The sequence below is a fragment of the Elusimicrobium sp. genome, assembly GCA_015062115.1.
Classification (GTDB): domain Bacteria; phylum Elusimicrobiota; class Elusimicrobia; order Elusimicrobiales; family Elusimicrobiaceae; genus Avelusimicrobium.
The window spans coordinates 1-15,838 of the sequence record SUVG01000001.1 but is presented as its reverse complement, the minus strand read 5'-3'; the positions used below and the strand labels follow the sequence as shown (position 1 = coordinate 15,838).

Genomic DNA, 15,838 nt, shown 5'->3' with positions numbered 1-15,838 from the left:
TTAATTTTATTCATCTTCTTTATTGTGAAGTCCTTTTTTAAGATCTTTAAAGGAAATTTTAAGAGGTTGGTTTTTGCTGTCAACACATTCAATATCACAGAAATCCAACCAACCCTCTATTTTTAGTCCCGTTCCGTCCTCTAATCTGATGAGTACATCAGGTATTTGTTGATATTCTTCTTCCTGTCCGAAAGAGTGCTTGTGCACTGGAAACTCCACCGCTTTAATAGTTTTGCCTGTACAAGGGGAAAAAATCACATTTCCGTTCACATTGGCAGAATTGATATCCCAAGTGGCATCCGGGGATATTTTATTTACATCTGCGTAAACGGTGTTGTCTAGTTCCAAAATCAAAATTTCCAACCGTCTTCCGTCATTTAGTTCTATTACAATAGGCTCATCCACTTCCGCTATACGATAGAACATAAGATCTTTTGGAATGTTTGAGAATTCGGCTTTTTCTTTGGCTTGTTTTTCCGAAAGAACTTTCTCTAATTGAAGAAAAGCTAATTCCTCTACTCCTTCTCTGTCATGGTCATAGTCCCGTCCTAAAATTTTAATGCTTTTTATCTTTTTCCCAATAATATTTAGTTTTGAAAAAAAGTCTTTTATTTGTTTCTCCGTAGAAAGACGGGTAGACTCTTGTTTCCATAAAAGAATATTATAATGTGTCATTTTATTGTCCCATGACCGTTTTATAAAAGAAGTTTGATAAAGGCACAGTATCTTTTACCAAGTCCGGTAAACTGTTGGCGAAATTGGTATAGTAGGCTAGTTGTTCTTCTATCCACCGGTTGATAAGTGCGGGGGAGTCTATAACCCCCAGTTCTGTTCCTTTCTTTTTATCCTCAATCAAGTGGTTTAAGAAGTCCCATATAAGGGAATCTTTGCGGAACACTTCCTTTAGGTTATCCATTTCTATGGGAGGCGGGGTTTGCTGTTGTTCTATCCAACGGCAAGCTGCCAAGGTGCGCAAAATATACAAATACTTTTTGAGTTTGGGTTTTTCCCTGTCGGCATAGGCTTTGTAATTATTTTCAGCCAGTCCCACATACGAAAATAGCAGTGCTTTCGGATTGTAGAACTCTTGGGCAAGTGCTTTGAGCGTTTCAAATTCTTTGCTTTGTTTATAGACAATAGGGCTTTGTATCCACTCATATAAGGACATATTCCCCTTGATAAGCAAAAGCAAAGTCTTTTTCAGTTCCCACCCGGCAAAATCTAACAAATTATGTTCTTCCATTTTCACGATATTATCTGCTTGTTTTGAAACTGAAAAATACCACTCGGGGCGGTGATAATACAAAAAGCGGACATCATAATCGCTGTCTTGCGATGCGAACCCCCACGCACGGCTTCCCGATTCCACCGCGTGAAAGATTTTGATATGGTGCTCTTTTTCCAGTTCTTCTAATTTTTTAATGATGCTTTTTTTCATGGTTTTATTATCAAGGTTTTATATCGTATTATTTGGTAGAAAAAATGCTTTAAGTAAGTTGTTTGATAACGAACTTTCGGTATTCTTCTCCAACGGGCAAATCGTAATTTTCCACCAACTGCTTGCGTTTGCTTTGCTGCAAAGTATTTGTAGCAGGGTTAAAACCTTCTTTGGCGGTTTCTTTCCAGTACACGGCGCTTCCGTACAATTGCCATTTGGGGATATCTTTTAACTCCATGCCAAAGTGAGTAAGTAAATGTACTTTGTCTCGAAAGGGCAAATTGCGTAAGTAGTCGGCGGCTTCTTGCGGGGTTTTACCCGAGGCCACCAACTTATAGTAACAGTGAGCAAGAACGGAATTTCTGCCGGAGTCCGCCTGCCGCCATGCAAAATAATCTTGTACGGCGTCCAAATCGGGCAAGGCAATCATGCGGCAATCAAAAATAGCGGTTTGACCGATTTGACGGGAAAAATGCACACTCGTTTCGGCGGCCAATATAGAATTGTACTTCCGCACCTTACGGCCAAATTTATCCGCATGGGTTTGGAACAAAAGCGAAATTTCGTCACTTTCATTATAAGCGTAGGATATTTGAAAGTATCCGTTCATGAGATATTTTATGGTGTTAATGACGGCGTCTCTAAAACGAATATCAAAGGGCTTATCCAAAACCATGTCTTTTTTGGTTAATTTCGTAAATCCTTTGCCGTCTAATCGGGCTACCATAAAAGAATCAGCAGGGATAACCTGATCTAAAGATTGCTCAAATTTCCTCATTTTTTTATCAAATTCGTCAAATTTCATAAAGTTTCGTCCCAGTTACTGATTATAAATTCATTGTTTTCAATTTTTACATAATACAACGCATCAAAACCTTCTGTTGATGTCGGTTGTTCAAGGCGCTTGGCGGTGGCTAATAAGCCCTTCAGCGGCACATGGGCTTTGCCAAGGCGTTTATCATTGCGGACACTGCACTCGGCCACTGCGGAGCGGAAGTATATGCCTACAGTTTTATATCCGCTTTTTTGGGCCAAATCTATATATTTTTGGCGTTCCTTTTGTGTAGGGTTGGTGTTGTCTATTACGCAGTTGCGCCCCGTTTGAAGGGTATTTTGCAAGGCAATTCGTTCTTTGTTGCGTGTGTTTAGTTGATCTAAACTAATGTAAACACAATTTGTCAAAACCGTGTGCGCAAAGGTGCTTTTTCCGCTTGCCTGTATGCCCATTAAGATAAAAAGGGTTTTGCGGCTCTTGCTAAACATATATATAGTGTACTTTTTATTTTTAGAAAGGGGTGTTAAGTAGTAACTCAGCCTGCCTTTGGGCCAAACCCGAGCACTTATAGGAGTGCTGTTCCCCATGGCTCGGGTTCGGGCAAGTACCCGATATGCCGTCAGGCAGAACTGCCAATACCTAACACCCCTTAGGTTAAAGGTGAACTAAAAATGCCTCACACGCTTATCCAAGCCGTGTCTGTCGGCAAGTCTAGCTCGCCTTTACTAAACCGGAGCCGGCTGTACAGACCGGCATCGCAGGTTTTTTACCTTTTGGGTAGAAAGCGTTTCGTACTGTAGGTTTTATCTCCACGCTTTGCTACTCATATATCTATCATAACATTAGTACGCGACAACAGTAGGTCGCAATAAAAAATCTTCTATGATTTTAGAACGCCTTACTATCGTGTTATCCATACTGCCCTCTTTTTCTGCCCTTTCCAAACCCGACAATATGGCTTGATAGAATTGGCTTACCAATTCTTTTTTGGAAATTAAAATATCGCACACAATGGGAGTTTCTCCTGTTTTTTTATAAGTTTCATAGGTTTTGGGGTTATCTATCCATTTGTTTTTTTCTTTATCATAGTAATACTCGTATGTCGTGAGCATACTAAAACGCCCCTCGTTATCTGTTTCCCATTGAGAATAAAAACGCAGCATTTGGTTGGGGCCTTCCGGGTCTATAAGTAAAATAGATTCTTTGCAATTTAAGCAAATGCTTTCCAACCAAAACAGTGTGTCATTGGTTTGATTTTCTGATAGCATTACTTCAAATCCACAGATTTTTTTGTCCGCATGCAAGTTGAGTATAATACTGTCGGTAAAGTGGCAGGGGGAAATTGTAAATTGGGATATTTTTTTGGGTATATTTTTTAATATCCTTTTTTTATAATTTTTGTGGTTACTGATATTGGCCCCTACGAAACCATTGCTTATAATTGTCAGTTCTCTCATAAATGTTCTCTTCAAGTAAATTATTATAGCCTAGCAAATCGTTGCGACAACAGTAGGTCGTAAAGAATTTTAAAAATTATTTTTTAATGCGACCATAGGTTGTCGCGTAAGTGTGCTATCCTATTGCTATCAGGGTATGAATTAACGGATGCTGCCATTGGCAGTCTTGAACACCCGTGTCTCTGCCCTTGGCTGATATTTTGACAGCAGAAAGCCGCCCTAGCTGCTAAGGAATGGAGGATGCTGGGTTTTGTCCCCAGAGTGGCGCCCTCCCAAAATATTGGCCATATATAATCACAAATTTATTATTTTCATTAAAAGAGGAAAAATTATGGAACATTTAGCAGAAAATATTTTATCTTGGTGCAAAAATTTAGAGCCTGCGGCTATGCAACAGGTACAAAACTTATCTAAACACCCTTGTTTGGTGGGCAATGTGTGCTTGATGCCGGATGCCCATTGTGGTTATGGTATGCCTATCGGCGGAGTCGTGGCTTTGGACAATGCGATTTCCCCGAATATGGTTGGTGTGGATATCGGGTGCGGAATGTTGGCCGTACAGACAAGTCTTACGGATATTACGCGCGACAAAGTGCAGGCCATTGTAGATAAAATCTACGAGCGCGTGCCTGTCGGTTTTGAGCATCACAAAGAAGCCCAGGAAAATCCGCTTTTTCAAGATTTAGCCCGTTGGAATAAGACGGAAGTGTGTAAGCGGGAGTTTTTCTCCGCCCAAAAGCAGATTGGCACTTTGGGAGGGGGAAACCACTTTATAGAAGTTCAGCGCGGAAGTGACGGTCATATTTGGTTTATGATTCACAGCGGTAGCCGTAACCTTGGGAAACAGGTGGCCGAGTATTATAACGACAAAGCCGTTAAACTCTGCACCCTATTTAAGCAGGAGGCCCTTGCTAAGCAAGATTTGGCATTTTTGCCCATTGGTACCCGTGAGGCGGGCGATTATATTAACGAAATGAAACTCTGTTTAGATTTTGCCTTTGAGAACCGCAAAATGATTGCGGCATCTATCAAAAAGGTGTTTGCAGAAGAATTTCCTCAGGTAGAATTTGTGCAGGAAATCAATATCCACCATAACTACGCCGCCGTAGAAGAACACTATAACCGCAAAGTATGGGTACACCGCAAAGGTGCGACTTTAGCAACTGCGAATACGACCGGTATTATACCGGGCTCTCAGGGAACGAGCTCCTACATTGTACAGGGCTTAGGAAACGAGAGTTCTTTGCAATCTTGTTCCCACGGGGCCGGGCGGTGTATGTCTCGCAAAAAAGCTATTCAGGATTTAAGATTGGAAGCGGAACAGGAGATTCTCAACCGTCAAGGCATTGTGCATCGCATGAACGAGCAGGCTTTGTTGGACGAAGCCCCCAGCGCGTATAAGAACATTGATGAAGTAATGGAAAACCAGAAAGACTTGGTTAAAATCTTGGTAAAACTAAGTCCGTTGGGGGTAGTGAAGGCCTCCAACGAGCCCAAACCTTGGCAAAAGAAAGCAAAGAAGGATAAATAATGCTTTAATATACAAAACATACCAAGGGGGCTTTATGCTAGGGGATACATTAAATAAAATCAGCCGTCTCATGTATATTTTAGGTGAGTTTGATAAGGGTGAAGTATATTTGGCAGATATCGCCGAAGAGCTAATGGTAAATGTCCGTACGATTCAGCGTGATATTAAGATTTTGGAGAGTGCGGGTTTCCCAATCGCCAACCCGAGTAAAGGGGAGTACTCTTTTGTAGAGGGGTATTCTCTGCAAAAACTGCAATTAAGCGCCAAAGAAGCCGCTATGTTGGCTCTTTTATCCAGCATTGCGGGGAGTTTAGGGGGAGCCTTCCAAGAAACCTATGTAAGCCTTAGAAACCGCATTTTGGAGAACGATAAAACAAACCCGTTTTATATTAAACTCCCCAAAGGACAGGCCTTTTTGGACGATAGCCATAGCAAGTTAATAGAAAAAGCTATTAAAAAATCGGAAAAACTGACGATTGTGTATGATAAGTCTAAACTGTCGGGAAAAGATATATCCCCGCTTAAAATTGCTTGGTTCGACGGTTTTTGGTACTTGCTAGCTTTAGGGAAAGATGAGAAAATCTTAAAACTTCGTTTGGATAAAATTAAAAACCTTACCCCAACAGGTATTTTATTCAAGCGGCCTAAAAAAGTAGAAAAGATTTTAGAAGAAAGTGCTTCTGTATGGTTTGAAGATAACCGTGATAAACGGGTGGAGTTGGCGGTTGCACCGGAAGTGGCCTCTTATTTTGAAAAGAAGGAGTATTTCCCCCGACAGAAAGTGCTTAAAAAGTCCGGCAAAGACGGACTGGTTTTGGAGTGTTTTGCGGGTAAATATGAAGAGATCTTACCCACTATTTTGGCCTGGATACCGCATATTACAGTACAAGAGCCGAAAGAACTAAAAGATTTAGTAGCCGGGAAGATAGCGGCATACAACGGGAAAATAAAGTAGAGCCCCCGTTTTCCTATTTTATTTTGAATAGGTTTTTGCTAGTTTAATCACAGGAGTAAAAATGGAATATATATTACTTATATTATTGTTTGTATTTGTTGGCCTGATATTGACATATACGTTGCGTAAACGTCAGGTTGCAGTAGTGTGGGCTTTTTGGGTTAGTTTTGGAATCCAAATGATATATCAATTTGCATTTTATTCATATCGATTTCACAGAATGTGGACAGATATAAAGACCTTTTTGGGCTAGTTCGTATTGGAACGGTTTGATATCGTTAAAAAAAGGCACTTCGTAAGAAGTGCCTTTTCAAATGGTCGGGGCGACTGGATTCGAACCAGCGACCTCACGGTCCCGAACCGTGCGCGCTACCATCTGCGCTACGCCCCGTAAATAATTTTCAAATGGTCGGGAAGGCGGGAATCGAACCCGCGATCTCTCGCACCCCAAGCGAGCGCTCTACCTCTGAGCCACTCCCCGAAAAAGAGCAGTCAAAATCGACTACCCATATATTTTATCATTATTTTAGCAACTCTTCCAGTGTTTCTTTTATTTCGGTTAAAAGTTTAATATCGGTGCGGGGTTTTTTCTCGTCGGAAGAACTCGGTAATTGATATTTGTTTAATTGCTTTTTCGCGCCTTCCAATGTAAGTTTATGTTTATAAATTAAATCTTTAATTTTAAGAATCGTATAAACATCTTGTTTGGTGTAGCGGCGGTGTCCGCTTTCCAGGCGAATAGGGCGAATTAAATTAAACTCGGCTTCCCAGTAGCGCACGGAATATTCCGGCACCCCGGTAATGCGTTTTACATCGCCGATAGAAAAATAATCTTGTTGTTCAATTTCTTCTAGTCCCATAAATCTATTATAGTAAATTTGTTTCTTTTTGGGGCCGTAAAAGAAGGGGTTTGTCGTCGAGGGCTTGACCCGTTTTTTTTTTTTCTTACAATGTACCTAATCGGCAGACAGAAAGAATTAAAATGTTGTTTGCTTGCCGAAAAACTTATTTATAAGAGGTTTTGTATGAAAAAGGGTTTTACTTTGATAGAACTTTTGGTCGTAGTGTTAATCATTGGTATCTTATCTGCGGTGGCTTTGCCGCAGTACACCAAAGCCGTTCAAAAAGCCAGAGCTGTGGAAGCCATTACTATACTAAAGTCTTTGACGGACGCGCAGGAAATCTACTATATGGAAAATGGAGAATATACTACGGTGTTGGAGGATCTGAGTATTGATGTGCCCGAACAGACAGACGATTATAATTTTGCCTGTCCTGAGAGCCATCGTTCTTGTTTTGCCCACGGACAACATGGAAATGCTACCTTTGAGTTTTATTTAAAAAACGCCGATGGCAATCTTACTTACCGCGGGAAACATTGGTGTTTGGCTTCCTCTGCTGAAAATCATGCTTTTTGTAAAACCTTTGGTCCTTTGGACTGGAGCTCAACAACAATAGGCTATTACCTGATAAACTAAAAAGAGTTAAGCATTAAAAAACCCCCGCTCTTGTGAGCGGGGGGGGTGTGTTAAAGCAACTTATTTACCGGAGTGCTTTACGGGTTCGCCGTAGTAGGCTTTCAGGTACAAGTCCTTAATTTCGCTGATGAGCGGATAGCGGGCGTTACCGCCGGTGCATTGGTCGTCAAAAGCGAGTTCGGAAAGTTTGTCCAAGTTGGCCAAGAATTCTTTTTCCGGGATACCGTATTCTTTGATAGATTTGGGGATGTTGAGGTCTGCTTTCAACTGTTCCACCATATCAATGAGTTCTTGCACTTTGGCATCTTTATCGTCACCCAATTTGTTGTTGGGGCGGATAAAGTCCACGATTTTGGCATAGCGTCCTTTCACGAACGGATATTTGTATTGCGGGAACAAACCTTGTTTGGTGGGTTTGTCGGTCGCGTTAAATTCAATTACGTAAGAAAGGAGCAACGCATTGGCCAAACCGTGCGGAATGTGGTACATAGCACCCAATTTGTGCGCCATGGAGTGGGAAAGACCCAAGAACGCGTTGGCGAAGGCCATACCGGCGATGGTGGCGGCATAGTGCATTTTTTCGCGGGCGTTGATGTCTTGGGCACCTTTATCGTAGGAGTTCTTTAAGTATTTGAACACCAAGCGGATAGCTTCCAAGGCTTGACCTTCCGTAAAGTTGGTAGAGAACACGGAAGTGTAGGCTTCAATGGCGTGGGTCAATACGTCCAAACCGGAGAAGGCCGTTAAAGATTTAGGCATACCGAGTACAAATTCCGGGTCGATAATAGCCATGTCGGGGGTTAAAGCGTAGTCCGTAATGGCGTATTTAGTGTCGGTTTTTTCGTCAGTGATGATGGTGAACGGCGTTACTTCGGAACCGGTACCGGAAGTGGTCGGGATAGCAACCATGGTGGCTTTGCGGCCCAAGTCCGGAGCGGCGTAAATGCGTTTGCGGATATCCATAAAGCGCATGGCGATATCTTCAAAGCTGGTTTCCGGGTTTTCGTACATAAGCCATACCATTTTGGCTTCGTCCATAGCGGAACCACCGCCGAGGGCGATAATCATATCCGGTTGCCAGGAATTGGCAATAGCCAAGGCTTCGTTTACGTTCGTGATGTTCGGATCGGGAAGAACGTTGGAGAAAATGCGGTATTTGATATCCAAGCTTTCAAGTACATCAGCTACGGTGCGTACATGGCCCAATTGTTCCATGGTTTTATCCGTGATGATGTAAGCGCGTTGTTTGCCTTTGAGTTCCGCTAAAGCTTGAGACAAGGCACCGCGTTTGAAGTAGATTTTGGACGGTACTTTGTACCAGTACATATTTTCGCGGCGTTCCGCGACGGATTTCACGTTCATAAGGTGTTTTACTCCGATGTTTTCGCTGACCGAGTTACCGCCCCAAGAACCGCAACCTAAGGTGAGGGAGGGGGCGAGTTTGAAGTTGTACACATCGCCGATGGCGCCTTGAGAAGAAGGAATGTTGATCAAGGTGCGGGCGGTGGGCATATCTTGGAAAGCCGTGATGTGTTCTTCGTTAGATTCGTTGGTGTAGAGCACAGAGGTGTGACCGGCGCCGCCAAACAAGATAAGAGAACGGGCCAATTCTACAGCGTGGGCGAAATCTTTGGCACGGTAGAAACCCAACACCGGGGAAAGTTTTTCCCAAGCGAATACTTCTTCCGTGCAGACTTTTTCGGCTTCCGCGATTAAAATTTTGGTCCCGGCGGGAACTTTGATGCCGGCCATTTCGGCGATTTTCATCGCGCTTTGGCCTACGATGTTGGCATTGAGTTTGCCGTTTACTACAATGGTTTCCGCCAATTTTTTGCGGTCTTTACCGGTTACAAAGTGGCAACCGCGGGCGATAAATTCGGCTTTTACTTCATCGTAAACTTCATCTTCAACCACAACGGATTGTTCGGAAGCGCAAATCATACCGTTATCAAACGTTTTGCTGATGATGATGGAGCTGACAGCCATTTTAATATCGGCGGTAGCATCAATAACGGCCGGGGTGTTCCCCGCGCCTACGCCGAGAGCCGGTTTACCGGAGGAGTAAGCGGCTTTTACCATGCCGGGGCCGCCGGTGGCTAAAATAAGGTTAATTTGGGGGTGGTGCATCAAGGCGTTGGAAAGAGCCATGGTAGGTTCTTCAATCCAACCGATGATGCCTTCCGGAGCGCCGGCTTCCACCGCGGCTTTAAGTACGATTTTGGCCGCTTCGATGGTGCATTTTTTAGCACGCGGGTGCGGAGAAAATACGATACCGTTACGGGTTTTCAAAGCGAGCAAACTTTTGAAAATAGCCGTAGAGGTCGGGTTGGTGGTGGGAATTACCCCGGCAATTACGCCAATGGGTTCGGCAACGCGGCGGTAACCGAAGGCGTCATCATCGGAAAGAACACCGCAGGTTTTGGTGTCTTTGTATTGGTTGTAAATATATTCGGAGGCAAATTGGTTTTTGATTACCTTATCTTCCATTACACCCATGCCGCTTTCTTCTACGGCCATTTTGGATAACGGAATACGATTCTGCGCGGCGGCAATAGCGGCAGCGCGGAAAATTTTATCTACTTGTTCTTGCGTATAGGTTGCATAAATGCGTTGCGCGGCTTTTACGGTATCGACGATTTTATCCAACATGGACATATCTTCTTTGGTCGTGTCGGCCGGCGCGGTTACTTTCTTTTTTTCCGCCATAATTTTATTCTCCTTTGTAAGTGCAAAATAACTAATATAGATATTTTGATATCTATATTTTATATTTTCGCGTTTTTGATGTCAACATTTATCTCGTAAAGCGGTTTGTGAAATAAGTTGACATATTTTTTATAAAAAGTTATTATGGATATTGGAATATCCACAAGTTTACTGCTAAAAGGAGGCCCCATGGGCTTGTCTTCCCGTCGTAAAGAAATCAGCACGCAAACAATTCGCCGTCTGCCGCAGTATTTGCGTATTTTCTACAATCTGCACGCTTACGGGCGGGAATTGGTGTCCTCCACCACTTTGGCGGAAGAAACCCACCTTCTCCCCATTGTAATAAAAAAGGACTTGCAAGCGGTAGGTGTTCCCAGTAAACTGCGTGCCGGGTTCAAAGTGGCGGGAGCCATTGAGGTAATAGAAGAATTTTTAGGTTGGAACAACCTGAATAAAGCATTTCTCGTAGGGGTAGGTCATTTGGGGGCGGCTTTGCTGGGGTTTGACGGATTTAAGAATCACGGCCTGGAGATTGTGGCCGCGTTTGACACCCACCCGGAAAAAGTAGGAAACAAAGTGCATGGAATTCCCGTATATCATACGGCGCAACTGGCGGGGGTAATTGAAGAGAAAAACCTGAAAATAGCCGTTTTAACGGTGCCGGCCACTTCGGCTCAAGGGATTACGGATACACTGATTAAGGCGGGTATCAAAGCCATTTGGAATTTTGCTCCCGTTAATTTGGCCGTTCCTGCTGATGTGGTGGTGCAGAAAGAAGATATTTCTTCGGGACTTGCCGAGTTATGTGCCAAGTTAAAAAGCAAATAATTTTTGATTATTTTTCCTTAATAAAAAACCCGCTTTTCAGCGGGTTTTTTATTGGGTTATTTTTCCAAAAGTAATAATTGTTTAATAATGTCTTCATGGATGCGCAAGAGAGCCTCGTTCTTGCTGGCCAAATTGTTAGCTATAAATACAAAAGCAACTAAATTTCCGTTTTTATCTTTCACATAACCTGCTGCCGCTTTTACGCTGTCAATGGTTCCGCCTTTTACGCGCACGGTTTCCACCTTTTTAAGCGGTTTTAAGAAGCGGCGCAACAAAAGTAAATCTCCGCGGTCGTTGGGGGTGGCTAAAGAATCGTAATAATAGGAAAAGTGCGGGCTTTTCGTCATGAATATCAATGTATTTAAAAGAGTGCGGGGGGTTAACAAATTGTCACGCGCCAGGCCGCTTCCGTCATAAAGCACGGTGTCGTTTTTGCCTGCTAATTTATTTTTTTCAATGAATTTATTAAGTTCGTTTAATCCGTTTTGAAGGCTTCCTTTTTTGCCCGCATAAACGGCTAAATTCCTTAGTAACATATCGGCATACAGGTTGAAACTGCGTCTGTTCACTACCCATACAATGTCTTTCAGTTCGGGCGAATAATAGGTATGCAAACGGTGTAAAACTGTATAATCGGGGGCCGTTTGGGTGGAGAGCGATTTTCCGCCTACGGCAATCCCTTCCGCGCGTAAGGCTTCGCGCAAGGCTTGCAGGGTAAATAATGCCGCGTCCGGCAAGGCTCCTTTAATGGAAAAGCCGAAAAGATTGGTGGGAATCGTGCCGAAAATTTTAATTTCATATTGACCCGGAGCCCCGTAGGCATAGGCATTATCTTTTTTAGATTTTCCGTCGGTAGTTACAAAACTGGTAAGCGTAAGGCCCGGAATTTCCGGTTCCGTGCCCGACACTTCGGCAGGTTTATTCGCAAACGGTTGGGGTTTGAAATGAATTTGAAAAGAGTTATCGTTAAAGCAAAGCGGGCTGGCCGGCGCGGCATAGTAGTTACCCATATTCTCCCAATTTACCTTCGGGCTGACGGACGGGCCTTCAAATAACGAAATATCCGCCACCAAATCTCCCTCTACGCGGGTAATACCGGCCTTTTTGACGGCTTGTGCCCACTTTTTGGCAACAATTTCCCACTTTTCACCCCCTACAGCGCGCGTGGAACCTAGAGTGGGGTCGCCTCCGCCTTGTATATATAAGTTTCCGTGCAAAGTTCCTTTGGAATCGGGCAATGCGGTGGCATACAGGTTGGTTTCAAAACGGTGGTGCGGGCCCCATGTTTCCAGCGCGGCGGCGGTGGTGATAAGTTTAAGCGTGGAGGCCGGGGTCAAGCGTGTATCGGCCAGAACGGAAAAAATCGGTTCTTGCGTATTGTCTGCATACGCGGCCAAACCACCCCATAAGGCTCCGTTGAGTACGGGATGTTTCAAACGGTTTTCCACATAAGAAGCAGTATCCGTTGCCTGTAAAAACAGGGGGGAAAAGAGAAAAAGGAAAAATAAGGTTTTTTTCATAATGGAAAAATCACCCCGCGAGTGGCGGGGTGTGATATAAGCAGATTAGTTAAACCACGGATACCATTTATCACGGTCCCGGATATTGATTAACAACGCAACGGCCAATAAGTCGCGCGCGTTAAGGGCTTGGGGTTTATCCAAGTAACAAGTAAAACGGTCAAATGCCCCGCAGGCATTTTCAATAGTGCCCGTGCTATCCATTTGGCCCTGGATTTTATAATCTGCCCGTAACATACCCCATAAATGTCCGCAGGCTTTGCGGGCCAACGCGCGCCAAGCGGAAGATTCCGTTAGGCTGGCTTGCAGGTTGCCTTCCCGGTTAAACATCTGCCATTGACGGCAAAAGGAAAAGCGTTTGCGTGTAACAACCAAGACATCTTTGGAACGGGCAAAATAAATTTCATAGCGTTCTTGAGTAAAGCCGAATCCTTTTTGTAACACAATGGCGGCTTTTTTGCCTTTGCGGTCAAAGAGGGTAATTTCCCTTAATACCAATTGCGACCATACCACCCCGCAGAAGAAAATGGTAAGCCCCAGCGGAATTAAGAGTGAACAGGCCGAGTAAATAGTGTTGTATGCAAAAGCGGAAAGCGGCAAGAGCCCGCTGTTTTCCCCTAAACCGGTAACGGCCAAAATAAGGAACGTAAGCACGATTAAAAAAGACCCCGTAAAGAGAAATAAACTATCCCAACGGGAAGAAAGAGAAATAAGCACATTTCCCTGATTATCCCGCGCGCGGAAAATAAGCGACGGGGTACCGTACAACCGACGGAAACGAATCGGGAACAGAGAGTTGGGGTTGGCGGGTGTGTTATCTTGGCGGGTGGGGATAAAGAAACGGACGATGAGTGCCCCGGCCAAGAGAACTCCAAACAACATCAACAGGAAAACAAAAATATCAAATCCGCGGCCCAACTGGCGCACATAGGGCGGCATATTTTTGGATAAAAGCGTTTTGACTTTTAATTTGGATAAATTCTTTCTAAAAGCGGAAGGTTTTTGGGGCGCTTCGGCTTTTACGGATTCTTTTTCTTCGGGGGCTTGTGCGGAAAGGGTTTCTTCCTGCACATCGGGTAAGGCGGCGATATCGTAAGCCTTGGGCGATTTGAGATCCATTTCCATAATCGGCAATTCGGGCGCTTGTTCGGCGGGTTTTTCTTTTTGAACCGGAGAAATGAACGAAAAAATCAAATCGGTTTCCGCATAGGTTAAGTCTTTGGCCAAAATGGAATAGGCTTTGGAGTTAATCAAAAAATAGCCGGCACCGAAATCATTTTTAGGGGTAAAAAAATTGATGTAGAAGAAAGGCTCCCCGGTAGAAAATTCAATGCGTTTGATTTCTTCTCCGGTGTAAGAGTTGCCCACCACCTGCATTTTTTTGCGTTTGACATCGGCCAAATCTTCACTGATTTTTTTCTCAATGCAGGTTTCGGTGGTGCAGGAAATGGTTTTAATATCAATGCGGGAAGAATTTTTTTCAATGGAAAGTACACTGCCTTGCGGGGTGGTTTTAGCTTGTTTCCACCCGGCGGGCATATCCATGGTAAATGCGCCGTCTTGAGACGAAAAACCGGCCGCGAACCCTGCTCCCGGGGCCAGCATCAGTAAACCCAAAACAAACAGCGTTATGTTGCGCAAAAGATAATGTGCCATATAGCATTATTATAGTAAATTCTGGGCCGATTTTAACGACTGGTCTTGCTACGCGCGCGAAAACCATGTAATTGTCGTTGAGACTTAACCCTAAAATTGTTATGATATAGTTGTATATATATTTGCTATTTGCAGAGGTGAAATTATGGCAGAAAAAAGTTTTATGAATGAACGCTTTGCCGCCTTGCGTAAAATTTTACGCAAAAATAAATTGGACGGTTTTATCGTAACCAACAACTTGGATCAATTTTATTTAACCAATTTCTTTTTTTATCCGAACGAAGCCGTCTTTTTAGTTCACAAAAAAGGCGTTACCTGCTATACGCGTGAATTGTATGTAGAGCCGTTTGGTAAATATGCGCCTTCCTTGGAAGTGGTTGCCAGCGATAACCGTGTGGTTTCCGCTATCGAAAAAGCCCGCAAGTTGGGCTTGGCCCGTCCCGGTTTTGACGCCGCCAAAGAATCGTATGTTTCCGGCGGATTGTTGCGTGCAAGCGGATTTGTGGAAGCCGGCAGTTTCATTACCACTTTGCGCGAAAACAAAGATGCCAATGAGTTGAAAGTATTGCGCGAATCTAACAGAATTGCCTATTTAACTTACGAATATATCAAACCCCGCATCAAAACGGGCATGACCGAATTTGAAGTGGCATCCGAAATGGAACGCTTTATGCGCGCTCACGGAGCCACCACTACTTCCTTTTACACCATGGTGGCGTTTGGCGAAAACGCCGCCAATCCTCATCACGAAACAAGCGCCCGCAAACTTAAAGCCGAAGATGCGGTGTTAATGGATTTCGGCTGCGTGTATAAAGGGTACTGTTCCGATATTACCCGCAGTTGGTGGCACGGTAAAAAAGAGCCCGCCGAATATACCAAAATTTGGAAAATCGTAGATAAAGCCCGCAAAGCCGGCATCAAAGCCGTGGGTATCGGGGTGCCTGCTAAACAAGTGGATGCCACTTCCCGCGGTATCATCAATGCCGCCGGTTACGGAGATTATTTTACGCATGGTACCGGGCATGGTGTGGGGATAGAAGTTCACGAGGATCCTTACAACAACCAAACCTCCTCCGCTATTTTGGCGGAAGGGAATATTGTAACGGTAGAACCGGGTATTTATCTTCCCGGTAAATATGGTGTGCGCTTGGAAGATACCATGGCCGTTACCAAAACCGGTGCTAAAATTTTAACGAAGAAATAAAGTATGGCAAGGCAAGATTTATCCTCTAAAAGAATGGCAGATTTCCGCCGGGTGCTTAAACAGGCCGGGCTGGACGGATATATTACCCTGTCCCCTTTGGAACAGCGTTATTTGTCCGGCATTGAACTTTCCGCCGGGGAAGCGGTCTTTTTGATTACTCCCAAAAAAGCCTACTGCATCACTAAAAAATTGATTGTCAGCAAAATGACACCTGCCGCCGCCTTTTTGAAAACGGAAGATGTCCCTTTCGGCGGTATGTTGGACGGGGCTTTGGCCAAAGAAGAAATTGG

Annotated in this window: 15 protein-coding genes and 2 tRNA genes; 6 read left to right on the top strand and 11 right to left on the bottom strand. The window is 43.9% G+C overall.

All coding sequences use genetic code 11. From position 1 onward, the window contains the following. Positions 1-6 precede the first annotated feature (6 nt). The 5 genes from E7027_00085 to E7027_00065 all read right to left on the bottom strand — a co-directional run bounded on the left by E7027_00085 (position 7) and on the right by E7027_00065 (position 3,670). Complete coding sequence (locus E7027_00085) at positions 7-675, bottom strand: hypothetical protein (GenBank protein MBE6420540.1); 669 nt, start codon at positions 673-675, stop codon at positions 7-9. A gap of 1 nt (position 676) precedes the next feature. Next, positions 677-1,438, bottom strand: coding sequence for a nucleotidyltransferase domain-containing protein (locus E7027_00080; GenBank protein MBE6420539.1), 762 nt, complete (start codon positions 1,436-1,438; stop codon positions 677-679). A gap of 49 nt (positions 1,439-1,487) precedes the next feature. Continuing rightward, on the bottom strand, positions 1,488-2,243 hold the full coding sequence (locus tag E7027_00075; GenBank protein MBE6420538.1) for a guanylyltransferase: 756 nt from the start codon (positions 2,241-2,243) through the stop codon (positions 1,488-1,490). After that, complete coding sequence (locus E7027_00070; GenBank protein ID MBE6420537.1) at positions 2,240-2,701, bottom strand: ATP-binding protein; 462 nt, start codon at positions 2,699-2,701, stop codon at positions 2,240-2,242. Before E7027_00070 ends, E7027_00075 begins: the two co-directional genes overlap by 4 nt. Positions 2,702-3,055: 354 nt before the next feature. After that, complete coding sequence (locus E7027_00065) at positions 3,056-3,670, bottom strand: hypothetical protein (GenBank protein MBE6420536.1); 615 nt, start codon at positions 3,668-3,670, stop codon at positions 3,056-3,058. 331 nt (positions 3,671-4,001) lie between these two features. Between E7027_00065 and E7027_00060 the strand changes: the two genes are divergently transcribed. Continuing rightward, positions 4,002-5,201: an RtcB family protein gene (locus tag E7027_00060; GenBank protein MBE6420535.1), complete on the top strand. Its 1,200-nt coding sequence runs from the start codon at positions 4,002-4,004 to the stop codon at positions 5,199-5,201. 34 nt (positions 5,202-5,235) lie between these two features. Further along, positions 5,236-6,156 carry a WYL domain-containing protein gene (locus tag E7027_00055; GenBank protein MBE6420534.1) on the top strand — a complete coding sequence of 307 codons (921 nt, stop codon included), beginning with the start codon at positions 5,236-5,238 and terminating at the stop codon, positions 6,154-6,156. Between the two features lie 315 nt (positions 6,157-6,471). Here the strand turns inward: E7027_00055 and E7027_00050 are convergent. The 3 genes from E7027_00050 to E7027_00040 form a co-directional block, all read right to left on the bottom strand. After that, a tRNA-Pro gene (locus E7027_00050) sits at positions 6,472-6,547 on the bottom strand. Between the two features lie 15 nt (positions 6,548-6,562). Then, a tRNA-Pro gene (locus tag E7027_00045) sits at positions 6,563-6,637 on the bottom strand. A gap of 40 nt (positions 6,638-6,677) precedes the next feature. Further along, a complete protein-coding gene (locus tag E7027_00040) occupies positions 6,678-7,016 on the bottom strand; it encodes a MerR family transcriptional regulator (GenBank protein ID MBE6420533.1) in 339 nt (112 codons plus the stop codon). A 165-nt stretch (positions 7,017-7,181) separates the two neighbouring features. Between E7027_00040 and E7027_00035 the strand changes: the two genes are divergently transcribed. After that, on the top strand, positions 7,182-7,634 hold the full coding sequence (locus E7027_00035) for a prepilin-type N-terminal cleavage/methylation domain-containing protein (protein ID MBE6420532.1): 453 nt from the start codon (positions 7,182-7,184) through the stop codon (positions 7,632-7,634). A gap of 60 nt (positions 7,635-7,694) precedes the next feature. Here E7027_00035 and adhE read toward each other — a convergent pair whose 3' ends face one another. Next, positions 7,695-10,340 carry a bifunctional acetaldehyde-CoA/alcohol dehydrogenase gene (adhE, locus tag E7027_00030; protein ID MBE6420531.1) on the bottom strand — a complete coding sequence of 882 codons (2,646 nt, stop codon included), beginning with the start codon at positions 10,338-10,340 and terminating at the stop codon, positions 7,695-7,697. Positions 10,341-10,484: 144 nt separating this feature from the next. Between adhE and E7027_00025 the strand changes: the two genes are divergently transcribed. Next, positions 10,485-11,168: a redox-sensing transcriptional repressor Rex gene (locus E7027_00025; protein MBE6420530.1), complete on the top strand. Its 684-nt coding sequence runs from the start codon at positions 10,485-10,487 to the stop codon at positions 11,166-11,168. 56 nt (positions 11,169-11,224) lie between these two features. Here the strand turns inward: E7027_00025 and dacB are convergent, their stop codons facing one another. Further along, entirely contained in the window at positions 11,225-12,688 is a 1,464-nt protein-coding gene (gene dacB, locus E7027_00020) for a D-alanyl-D-alanine carboxypeptidase/D-alanyl-D-alanine-endopeptidase (GenBank protein ID MBE6420529.1), read from the bottom strand. Between the two features lie 45 nt (positions 12,689-12,733). Next, positions 12,734-14,344 carry a hypothetical protein gene (locus E7027_00015; GenBank protein ID MBE6420528.1) on the bottom strand — a complete coding sequence of 537 codons (1,611 nt, stop codon included), beginning with the start codon at positions 14,342-14,344 and terminating at the stop codon, positions 12,734-12,736. A 145-nt stretch (positions 14,345-14,489) separates the two neighbouring features. On the opposite strand from E7027_00015, the gene E7027_00010 reads away from it, so the two are divergent. Continuing rightward, positions 14,490-15,548, top strand: a complete 1,059-nt coding sequence (locus E7027_00010) for an aminopeptidase P family protein (GenBank protein MBE6420527.1) — start codon at positions 14,490-14,492, stop codon at positions 15,546-15,548. 3 nt (positions 15,549-15,551) lie between these two features. After that, on the top strand, positions 15,552-15,838 hold a 287-nt coding region (locus E7027_00005), incomplete at its 3' end, for a hypothetical protein (GenBank protein ID MBE6420526.1).